Here is a 10,398-nt window from a genome sequence, read left to right as displayed (position 1 = left end):
TCCAGCGACATCCCGAACTCCTCACCGCCTTCCTGGCCGGCACCGGCCTCGAACTCGCCCCACCCGCATCAAGCCAGTAGTCAAAGATCAGTAGCCGCCGGCCAACCAGTGGATCACGTCGAGGTCGTGCGCACCCTTCTGCAGCAGGAGACTGGTGGTCCGCCGCCGGTCCGCATGCCAGTCCTTGAAGTAGAAGTCGCCGCCGTGGCCGACGAAATGACGGCACCAGATCGCCTTGACCTCACCGATGGCGCCCTTGGCGACCAGCTCCCGCAGGGTCCGGACGACCGGCATGTGCCGCATGTTGTGCCCGACGTAGAGCCTGGTGCCGGTGCGCCGGGCCGCGTCCAACACCCGGTCGCACCCCGCCGTCGTGATGGCCAGGGGCTTGTCGACGAACACCGCCACGCCGGCCTCCAGGAAGGAGACGGCCAGCTCCTCGTGAGTGTCGTCCGGCGTGGTCAGCAGGACGCCGTCCAAGTCGCCGTTCGCGCCCTGGTCGAGCAAGGGATGATGGTCGGCATGGTGGGCCGCCTCCGGATACACCTCCCGACTGCGCTCCCGACGGGCCGCGAGCGGGTCACACACCGCCACCACCCGCGCCGGCAGGCCGCGCGCCGCGACATGCCTGCCGAGCCTTCCGCGCAGCCCGAGACCGACTACGGCCAGTCGGAGGTCACCCTGGTTGTGTGGTGCGGAGTCTTCCTGGGGGATCGACAACGTCAACTGCCTCTCCTGTGTGGGGGATGTGGGTACGCAGCAGGGCGCGGGCCGCGACGCCGGACCGTGATGGTCCGCCCCGGCAGACACGCGTGGTTGTCACCCTCGTGGTGCGGCGGCCATGCTGACGAGAGGGGTCCGCCGTCCCAAGGAGTGGAATGCCGCCCACGCAAGAGAACGGTTCACAACTGCCGCCCGAAGACCGCACGCTGTCGCCCTTCACGGGATACGACCGCACCCACTGGTTGGCCCTCGCCGACCAACTCCTCACGGACGTACATCGGTTCGCCTCTCCCTCCGGCGCGCGCATCGTGCTGCCCGGCCGGCCCTCGGTATCGGGCACGCACTCCGACCAACTCGAAGGCTTCGCCCGCACGTTCCTGCTGTTGGCCTTCCGCACCGCCGGCTGCGGTGGGGAGGCGCCCGCCGGGCTGCTCCAGTCGTACGCCGAGGGTATCGGCGCCGGCGCCGATCCGGGACACCCCGAAGCATGGCCGTCACTCGACCGGGCATGCCGCCAGACGCTCGTCGAGGCGTGCTCGCTCGCACTCGGACTCCATCTGACGCGACCGTGGCTGTGGGAGAACCTGCCAAGTTCCGTGCAGGAACGGACCGTTGAGTGGTTCCAGGGCGTGTGGGGGCTGGCGATACCCGACAACAACTGGCATATGTTCCGGGTGATCGTCGGCGAGTTCCTGGCGAGCGTCGGCGCTCCCCACGACCGCGTCGAGATGGCCGCCGACCTCGCACGGATCGAAGAGTTCTACGTCGGCGACGGCTGGTACCGCGACGGCGGCCACCCCCACACCGCGGACAACTTCGACCACTACAACGGCTGGGCCCTGCATACCTACCCACTCCTGTGGGCCCTGATGGCCGACCCGCGCACCACGGACCGGGCAGAGCGCCTGCCGCTGTTCAAGGCACGCCTACGACGGTTCCTCGCGGACTTCGCACTGTTCTTCGGCGCGGACGGCGCCCCCATGCACCAGGGCCGCTCACTCATCTACCGTTTCGCGTCGGCCACCGCCCCCTGGCTGGGCGCACTGGCCGACGCGACGCCACTCAGCCCGGGCCAGACCAGGCGCCTGGCCAGTGGTGCGTTGCGACACTTCACCGACCACGGATTCCGCGACCGGAACGGGATCGCCACCCTCGGCTGGTACGGGCCGTATCCGCCCATGGTGCAGCGCTATTCCGGCCCCGGCTCGCCCTACTGGCTCTCCAAAGCCTTCCTCGGCCTGCTGCTGCCGGCGGACCACCCGTGCTGGACCGCCCCCGAGGAACCCCTGCCCGTCGAACGCGAGGACCGCATCCAGGCACTGCCGGCCCCCGGCTTCCTCCTCTCGGCGACCCGGGCCGACGGCATCGTCCGCCTGATCAACCACGGCAGCGACAACCACGGCAGCGACCGATACGGCGGCGCCAGCCAGGGTGGCACGGCCGGGGACCCGCACTACTCGCGCTTCGCCTACTCCACCACCACCGGCCCCTACCACGTCAACACCCACCCCCAAGCCGTCCACCACAGGCCCCAACCGGACAACCACGTGGCGCTCAACCACCCGGAACTCGGGCTGTCCGGCCGCGCACGCATCCACCGCCGCCACGTCCACGACCGCTACGCCACGTCCTGGCACCGCCCGACCTGGGCCGGACGTACGGATGCCGAGGCCCGCATCGAGACCGCGAGCGTGCTCTGGGGAGCGTGGGAGCTCCGCGCCCACCTGGTCGACGCGCCCCCACACCTACCGCTGTACGACAGCGGCTGGCAGATCGCGGGGGAGCGGCCCCCGCGCGTCCGGTCCGCCGACGGCCGGGCCACTGCCGTCACCGACGACGGCCTGACCAGCTCGTTCGTCTCCCTCGCCGGCCACACCGACCTCGCGGTGGCGACCGCCGAAGGCACCAGTGCCTTCGGCCGGCACACCGCCGTTCCCCACGCCACCGGCCGACGCACCACGGCACGCTCCGTACACGTCGCCCTCGTCGGCCTCACCGGCCGCGGTGCGGACCCCACCCCGCCGACCGTACGCTGCACCGTCAACGGGACGACGATCAACACCCGCTTCCCCGACGGGACTTGGGTCCTCCTCGCCCTCGGTGAGGAGGTCGCCCAGTCGCCGCTGGTGGGAGGGGAACGACTGGCCGGGCCGGTGCGGTACGCCCGCGTCACTCCGGGGCAGAGGCCGGTCATCGTTCCGGGGACGGCGTAGGACTCCCCGAGTTCGCCGACTGCGCGCCCACCCCACCCCCAACCCCAACCAAAGGTCAATTGGAGAGAGGAGCGATACCTCTCGCAAACCACCCATCTCATGCCAATACATGACACCACCTACGCGCCTGAATATCGGGTGCGTCTCGGAGTGCGGGATGCGGATCACGTGGCGCCCCTTCGCCCGTACGATGCCCGAAACTCCGACCCGTCCACCTCTCCTCCGGAAGGCCATCGCGGAATGCCCGTCTTCAGACGCCGCAAAGGCAGCCGTCCCCGCTTGCTCCCCGAACTCGACGACGTCGCCCTCGGGCGAGTCCGGCGACGCGTCGAGACCTGCTGGGACCGCGGATCGCTCGATACGGCTGTCATGGCCCTGATGTCGGACATCCTGGACGATGCCGGCGAGGACTGGGACCGCAAGGCCCACCGCCTCCGCGTCCTGGCCGGATCCGCGGGACGGGCGCTGCCAGGCATATGGCGGGAGCACAACCCGCGCAAGCAGTCCGCCGTGCTACTGCACGCCTGGTCGGAGCTGCTTCAGGCAGGCCAAGAAGGCTCCACCATCGACCTCAACGCCACCCGGGAAAGCTGCCGGCTCGCGGCCGAACTGGTGCCCGCCGACCCCACCCCCTGGGCGGTGTACCTGGCGACCCTCCGCCTGGAACGGTGGCCGTCCACCGAACTGTCCGCGGTCTGGCGGGAGATCAAGGCCCGCGACCCGTGGAACCGGGAGGCCCACCTCCAGGCCCTGGGATACCTCTCGCCCGACGAGTGCGGCTCCAGCGGCCAGGTACTGGACCTGCTCGACAGCGTCCGCACCATGCCACCGAACGCCCCCGCGGCCGGCCTGGAACTCACCGCACTCGTCCGCAGTCACCAGCGCGCCATGGCACCCGGCGGCGTGACCGCCCTCGGCGCGGGGGAGTTCTGGCGACGCCCAGACGCCGTCGCCGTGCTCGACCACGCTGCGCACTACTGGTTGAGCCCCGGCTTCCTCCACCACGCGCGGGCGCTCGCCGACCTGAACCTGCTGGCCTACGCACTGCTCAAGGCCGCACGACCGGGCGAGGCCGCGAACACGTTGCGTGCCACCGGCGGCGTCGCGACGCCCTGGCCGTGGAACGCGGAGGGCGAACCGCTGGAGCGTTTCGCCCATCACTACAGTCGCGCCCGCGCGGAGGACTGACGGGACCACCACGTCCCGACTTGTCGACTGGCGGGGATCGTTGCATCCCTGGCGAGCCCAATGCCCGCGTTCGTACCCGCGCCCACCAGGGGCGCGGGGCGCGGAACCAGGCACCCCGACACCCGCATCCCGCGCCCCATCTCCCGAACTGCGCCCGGGGTGCGCTAGATCACGCATACGACCCATAGCCGGAACGAGTGGAATAGCCGACTTGTTCATCTGGCTCCCGAATGTCCCAGTCCCTCCCGGGGCATGCCTTCCGCGGAAGAGCGTTGGGAGACCCGCATGCGTAACACCGCCGACACCGGCCGCTCCGCGGCGACCGGGTACGGCCACGGCCGCATGCTGGTGTTCGTGGCCCTGTTGGCCCTGCTCTTCACGGCGTTGACCGCCCCCTACTCCGACGCACTGTGGCCCGGCGCCGGAAGCTGCACCGCCCCCGCCGGCGTCGCCACCGGTGCCGCCACCGGCCCCGCGGACCGGACCTGCGACCCCTCGACGGACGTGCTGACACGCTCGCGAGGCGAGGCACACCACCACGGCAACGGCTTCCGGCGGCTGTCCCACGCGACGGCCGGCCATCTGCGCCCCCACGCTCCGACCGGCCCGAACGACAAGGCGGTTCGGGAATCCCGAGTGCTGGCCTCCCTTGCCGCGCCCCAACACGCCGCTCCCTGGGCCGTTCTCCCGGCCGTCGCCGGAGCCCCCGCCCAGGTGACGGTTCTGCGCTGCTGAGCGGACCCGGCCGCGTACCACCTCCATCCCGCCCGCCCTGCAACAAGGGCCAACGGGACCTCGCGGCCTGCCACTTCAGCCTCCAATACCTCAGCACCGCAGGAGTTCCGGCATGCCCGCCGACATCTTCGCGGCCCTCGGCGCCCTCGTGCGCGCCGAGGCTGCCCGCAACGCAGCCCGACCCGAGCCCCGCACCCCAACCCCCACTACGTCACCAGGCGAGGTGAGACCCACGCCGCCGCACCCCGCGGCCACTCCCGTGCCCGCCAACCAGGACGACCCGTCCGCACCGGTACCGACCTCTCCGGTCCCGGCCCCAACGCAGGCCGTATGGCGCCCCCGCTCCCGACGAACGCGCAAGCGCCGACTGCTGTGGGTCCTACGGGCGTTGCGGGCCTTCACCGCCACAGTCAGAGGACGGCGCCACGCCGACTCCACTGAGCGCCGCATCATCGAAGGCCACCCCGCGCCGGACTCCTGACCGGCCTCACCTCGTGTTCGCCGACGCCGGCTGAGCGGCGCAGGCATCGAGCGATCCTCGATGCCTGCGCCAAGCGACACCGCAGCACGGGAACGCCCATCGGCCCGTCGGGTACGTCACAGAGGAAACCGCAACAACGAGAGCAACTGCTCGCGATTGTCACGATTTGCCACTCCGGACGGAGAGGAGGAGTGCTCATCCAAGTCAAAACTTCATTGCCAATGGGGCTTATTTCGGTTTTACGATCAAGGTGCTCCGTACGCACCGGCGTTGCGCCAGGCTACGGGCGCCCCTCTCTCTGACCAGGAAAGGCTCCAGTGCTTCTTCGTCGTACCATCGCGTCCGCCGTTGTCGTCGCCGCGGCGACCGCGCCCAGCGTTCTGCTTGCCGCGGGCCCCGCCCTCGCCGACGCCACGTCACCGGCCCAGCAGGAGCAACACAGGCCGACCTACACGGAGTTGACGCAGTCCGCCGAAGCGGCGCGGCAGGCGTATGACGAGGCGGCGGCCGCCAAGGCGGCCGGGCAGGAGAAGCTGAAGGCCACCTTCTCCGCACTGGACCAGGACACCCACCCGCTGAAGGCGGCCTGGCTCGCCGCGGAGAAGGTCGCCAACGCGGCCGACGCCGACAAGGCGGCCGCGGACCAGGCCGTCGCGGATGCCGAGGCCAAGCTGGACGCGGCCACGGACGAGGCCGGGAAGGCCACGGCCCGAAAGGCAGTCAACGAGGCCCAGACCCAGGTCGAGAAGGCCGCGGCCGCCAAGGCGGACGCACACACCAAGTTGGACCATGCCCAAGATGCCTGGGACGACGCTCGGGTCGCGGCGTCGCGGGAGTACGACACGCTCGACAAGGCCCTGGACAAGGCCGACAAGGCGAAGGAAGCCGCGGACAAGGCGCTGACCACTGCCAAGGAATGCGTGCGAGTACCGGGCCTGACCGTGCTGGCCAACGGCCTGCCCTCGAAGGTCGTCGCCGGCAACACGGTCGACTTCTCCTTCACGGTGGCCAACAACACCGACCGCACACTGAACGTGTCCCCGCTGACCTCCTTCACCCTGCTGCACACCGGGATGGCCGACCAGCGCGTCATGAAGGTGCAGTGGTTCAACGGTTCCGGCTGGCAGGAACTGGACAGTCGGGGCCACGGCACGGACCGCATCGCGACCATCAAGTCGATGAAGCCCGGTGCCCGCAGCGACGTGAAGCTGCGGATGGCGATCGAGGCGCAGACCCCGGCAAAGAAGGCCCTGGCCCTTCTCGCGGGTGACGCCTCCGACCAGTACAACCCGTGCGTCCTCGGGCCGATGAAGCGCTACGACTTCGAGGTCCTGCCCGCCGGCAGCAAGCCAGGCAAGGTCGACGAGGCCAAGCCCGGCAACGCCGAGGACAAGGACCGCCCGACACCGAAGGCGAAGCCCGAAGCCAACGGTTCGACGAAGCACGATCCTTCAGCCAAGCCGGAGACCACCCCCGACGCCGCCAAGGGCAGCCTCGCCACGACCGGCACGTCCTCGACCGAACAGACGCTGGCCCTCGCCGGCGGCGCCGCGGTACTGCTGGGCGCCGGGGCGGTCCTCACCGTGCGCCGCAAGCGTGGAGCCAAGGGCACCAACTGACCTGTCCTCCGCCGGCGGGTAACCGGGCTCGCCGGCGGGCTGGCCGCAGTCTGGCGGCGGGGCGGGCCACTGTTCCGCCCGTCGTCCGCGGTCGCTCCGGATACCGAATCTGTTGAGTCGTTTTGTGAAAGTCGGCTACGGTTCCGCGGAAGCAGGGGGAGGGGCCTGGATGGAAAGTCGTATACCTCGTCAAGCGTCTTGGGCGCTGGCCGTGGCGCTGTTGGCGTCAGCGGCCCTCGGGTGTGCGCGGGATGAGCGGGAATCCGCGGCGTCGATAGGCGGTCCGCGCTCGGCGTGCGAGTTGCCGGTGACGTTCGAGGTGGTGGGGGGTTGGAAGGCGAAGCCGCTGGGACAGGCCGACTCGGGCGGCTGGTACCACTTCTCCAATGCCTGCAAGCTCGAACTGGGGACGGGAAAGGAAGCGGTGGAGCTCACCGTTGACGTCGACTCCCTCAAGGGCGACAACCCTCGCAAGGTGGTGGGTGACCACGACGGCGAGGGAGTGTCCAACCTCTACGGCGAGTACATGCACAACCAGCACGTGAACGAGTCGATGACCGTAGCCGGACAGCCGGCGGCGGAGATGGACTACGAACTCCAACCCCCGAGCGCCGTTGACCCCAGCATCTGGGTCCGCAAGTTCGCGGTGGTGGCGCCGAAGGACACCATCGTGCTGGAGGTAAAAGGCCATGACCCCGGCGGTGAGGAACGTACCCGCCAGGTCTACGACCGGGTGAAGTCCACCATGCGCGCCACCTCCTGACACGACCTGGGCCCGCCTGATGGGGCGGTGACGAAGCCGGGGTGGAGGCGTCGACGCAGTGCCGCACGTCCGCGCGGAGGCTTGCCGAAATCCAGCCGGTCCTGGGCCTTCCCGGCGGTCGGTTCACGATTGACGCGCCAGCCATGCCTTGGCTTGTTCGGCGTATTGCGGAGCCCATTGCGGGGTCCACCGCAGGAAGTAGGCGTGCATGGCCAGGGCGTGCAGGAAATGGGCGAGGTCGATGCGCTCGCGGTGGTCGTCCGGCAGCGGACAGGCCGCCGTGTACGCCTCAAGGAAGACCTCCCGGCCGTCCGTGAAGTCGTCGAAGAGGTGCTCGTCGAGCTTGCCGAAGTCCCGGAACCGGTCGGCGTACGCAGCGTGTTCGAAGTCCAGGACGCAGCTGATCCGTCCCTCACGGACGAGGACGTTCGGTAGCCACAGGTCGCCGTGGGTGAGGGCCGGGATGTTCGCCGCGTCGTCCAGTCGCGCCAGGGCGGCGCCGACGGCGGTCCGTAGGGCGTCGGCGCCGCCGATCAGCCTCAGGTCGGCCTGCGGCAGCAGAGCCTCCACCTCCGCCTCGACCGCCTGCCGCAGCGTCGGCGCGACCGTACCGCCGACCACGTCACCGAAGTGCGGGCCCTTGATGGCGTGCAGCCGTCCGACGACATCGCCGAGGTCGCCCACCAGCGCCAGCCGTTCCTCCCGGCTGAAGGATTCCCACACGTCCCCCGCGGCGTCACCCTCCTGGAACTCCTGGATGACCAACGGGCCGCCCACGGCCGGCTCGTGGGGGACGAGCTGCCGGTAGCGGACCACCGGGATGCCGTGCTCGGCCGCCACCTGCGCGGCGGCTATCAGCCGTCGCAGGTGCTCGGGGTCCCGTTCACGCTGCGGCACCTTGACCAACAGCCGCCCCTGGTCGGTGTCGGCCACCCACTGCCTGCTCGTGTAGCCCTTGTCGAGGGCGTGGACCGACGTGATGCACGTCTGCGGGAACTCCCTTTCCAAGATGGCACGGATGGTGCTGACGGGGTGCGTGAGCATGCGGACATCACCTACTGGGAGCGCGGGGAGTACGGTTCGGAACCCGAGCGGAGGAGACCTCGAAGCGCCTTGTCCCCTTTGTTGATAGTGAACTTGCGGCAGCGTCGTCCACTGATTTCACGAACGGAGACACGGTCCTCGTTCTCGTTACCCGAGTGGCGCGTTCCGCCCCGTCCAAACAGGCACGACAGGACCTCAACCCGCTGCTGTGCCTGCCGAGGTCTCTGGCTGACCCGATCGGTGTGAGGGGCGCGTTCATGTTCGGTCAAGCCATTTGGTGTACCAGGTGCGGAAGTCGGGGCTTGCTGGGACGAAGCCGCCCCAGTCGGGATCGATGCGCCAAACTTCGCCTGCTCGTGGACCGTTGAGGATCAGCCGGATGTAGGTACCGCAGCCCTCTTCGGCCAGCATGAGTGTGCCTGGGGTGAGTTCTTCGGCCGGTGTCGTGATGCGGCCGGGCAGGGCTTCGGTGAGGCGGAACGGCGCGGCGAGCCGACCCGGCAGCCGGTCTTGTTCCCACTCGTCGTCCACGGCCCACTCCTCGCCTTCGACGACCTCTGCGCGGGATGTGGTCAAGGGCATCAGCCCGTGGCCGGGGCCGGCGGGCCCCTCGCCCACCTGCCTGACGAACGACCGGTAGTCCAGGGGAAGTTCAATACGGTGAGTTTCCTCGAACGCCTTGATCTCCGCCTCCGGCAGCGCGGGCGACAGTGCGTACCGGTGCGATTCGGCCCCGAAGCGTTCGCCTGTGGGGTCCTGCGCCGCCATCCGTCGTATCCGGCCGCGAACGGCGCCCACATCCCAGGTATCCATCCCCTGACCGTAACAACGACGTTGATGCCTGAGACGTAACGTCGGCCGCGTCTGCCACTTCGGTGGGGAGGGCGTCGTCGAGGAGGCGTAGGAGGGCGGGACGGCGGTGGTGCGGGGGAGTGGCGTTGGTCGAGGAGCTTGTTATGCCGGGCCCGGCAGTCTCGGGCGGTTTGCCTGTCGCGGCCTGGTTGGGCGGGCGCCTTCTCCGTCCTTCAGGCGTAGGCGAGTTGCCCGATCGTGCCGGTGGGGGCGGCTTCGTCCTGGGGGAAGGCTGCTCGCTCCCGCTGCCTCGGCTCGCGCGTTCGGGTTCGTCGTAGCTTGTGCGGACGAGTTGAACGGTGACTGGAGCCGCCGCCATGACCCGACTACGGCGGACGCCTCGGGGCAGCTCCGTCGCGGCCTCACGCCGACGCCAAGTCCGCACTCGCCTGATATCAACGACTCTCTCCCCCAGGGCCAGGAGGAAGGTCTCCGAGTGCCGCCCAGGTCTTCGGTGTGCCGCCGTACAGCTCCGGTGCGGTCTGGCCCACCTCCGGGGCACCGGTTGTGATCCACCACGCCTTCAAGGCGACGGGGCGTCTGCTGAGCTGCTGCCCGGCAGGGAACCTGCCCACGTAGTCGGAGGCGAATGTCTTGGGGCGGGCATCGGGGCGGTGTCGAACACGCGGGGTGCGGCGTGCCAGGGTGCTGGCTCCCCTTGGGGAAGCGTGTGGGAAAGCGGCAGCGTAACGGGTCGCCCCACGATTGATGATCTTGCTCACGGTTGGGGACATGGAGTGGTTTCTATGAGTTGTCTGGGTTGTGATGACTCATCAGGCT

The 10,398-nt window shown here is 69.7% G+C and carries 9 protein-coding genes; 6 read left to right on the top strand and 3 right to left on the bottom strand.

The window, feature by feature from the left end; all coding sequences use genetic code 11:
• Window positions 1-87: 87 nt before the first annotated feature.
• On the bottom strand, window positions 88-726 hold the full coding sequence (locus ACIQU6_RS42835; protein WP_403487838.1) for a Gfo/Idh/MocA family protein: 639 nt from the start codon (window positions 724-726) through the stop codon (window positions 88-90).
• 152 nt (window positions 727-878) lie between these two features.
• Here ACIQU6_RS42835 and ACIQU6_RS42830 point away from each other — a divergent pair, with 152 nt between their 5' ends.
• The 6 genes from ACIQU6_RS42830 (at window position 879) to ACIQU6_RS42805 (ending at window position 7,722) form a co-directional block, all read left to right on the top strand.
• Window positions 879-2,936 (top strand): DUF2264 domain-containing protein, encoded by a 2,058-nt coding sequence (locus ACIQU6_RS42830; RefSeq protein ID WP_403487836.1) that lies wholly within the window; start codon window positions 879-881, stop codon window positions 2,934-2,936.
• A 369-nt stretch (window positions 2,937-3,305) separates the two neighbouring features.
• Window positions 3,306-4,124 (top strand): hypothetical protein, encoded by an 819-nt coding sequence (locus ACIQU6_RS42825; RefSeq protein WP_403487834.1) that lies wholly within the window; start codon window positions 3,306-3,308, stop codon window positions 4,122-4,124.
• A 285-nt stretch (window positions 4,125-4,409) separates the two neighbouring features.
• Window positions 4,410-4,859, top strand: a complete 450-nt coding sequence (locus ACIQU6_RS42820; protein ID WP_403487832.1) for a hypothetical protein — start codon at window positions 4,410-4,412, stop codon at window positions 4,857-4,859.
• 112 nt (window positions 4,860-4,971) lie between these two features.
• A complete protein-coding gene (locus tag ACIQU6_RS42815; protein WP_403487830.1) occupies window positions 4,972-5,340 on the top strand; it encodes a hypothetical protein in 369 nt (122 codons plus the stop codon).
• Window positions 5,341-5,657: 317 nt separating this feature from the next.
• Window positions 5,658-6,959, top strand: a complete 1,302-nt coding sequence (locus tag ACIQU6_RS42810; protein WP_403487828.1) for an LPXTG cell wall anchor domain-containing protein — start codon at window positions 5,658-5,660, stop codon at window positions 6,957-6,959.
• Between the two features lie 169 nt (window positions 6,960-7,128).
• Entirely contained in the window at window positions 7,129-7,722 is a 594-nt protein-coding gene (locus ACIQU6_RS42805; protein WP_403487826.1) for a lipoprotein, read from the top strand.
• A 123-nt stretch (window positions 7,723-7,845) separates the two neighbouring features.
• Here the strand turns inward: ACIQU6_RS42805 and ACIQU6_RS42800 are convergent, their stop codons facing one another.
• Entirely contained in the window at window positions 7,846-8,766 is a 921-nt protein-coding gene (locus ACIQU6_RS42800) for a phosphotransferase family protein (protein ID WP_403487824.1), read from the bottom strand.
• A gap of 255 nt (window positions 8,767-9,021) precedes the next feature.
• Complete coding sequence (locus ACIQU6_RS42795; protein ID WP_403487822.1) at window positions 9,022-9,579, bottom strand: SMI1/KNR4 family protein; 558 nt, start codon at window positions 9,577-9,579, stop codon at window positions 9,022-9,024.
• Window positions 9,580-10,398 lie beyond the last annotated feature (819 nt).

The sequence above is a fragment of the Streptomyces sp. NPDC090442 genome, from assembly GCF_044769405.1.
Lineage (GTDB): Bacteria > Actinomycetota > Actinomycetes > Streptomycetales > Streptomycetaceae > Streptomyces.
This window is presented reverse-complemented; position numbering and strand designations above follow the sequence as displayed.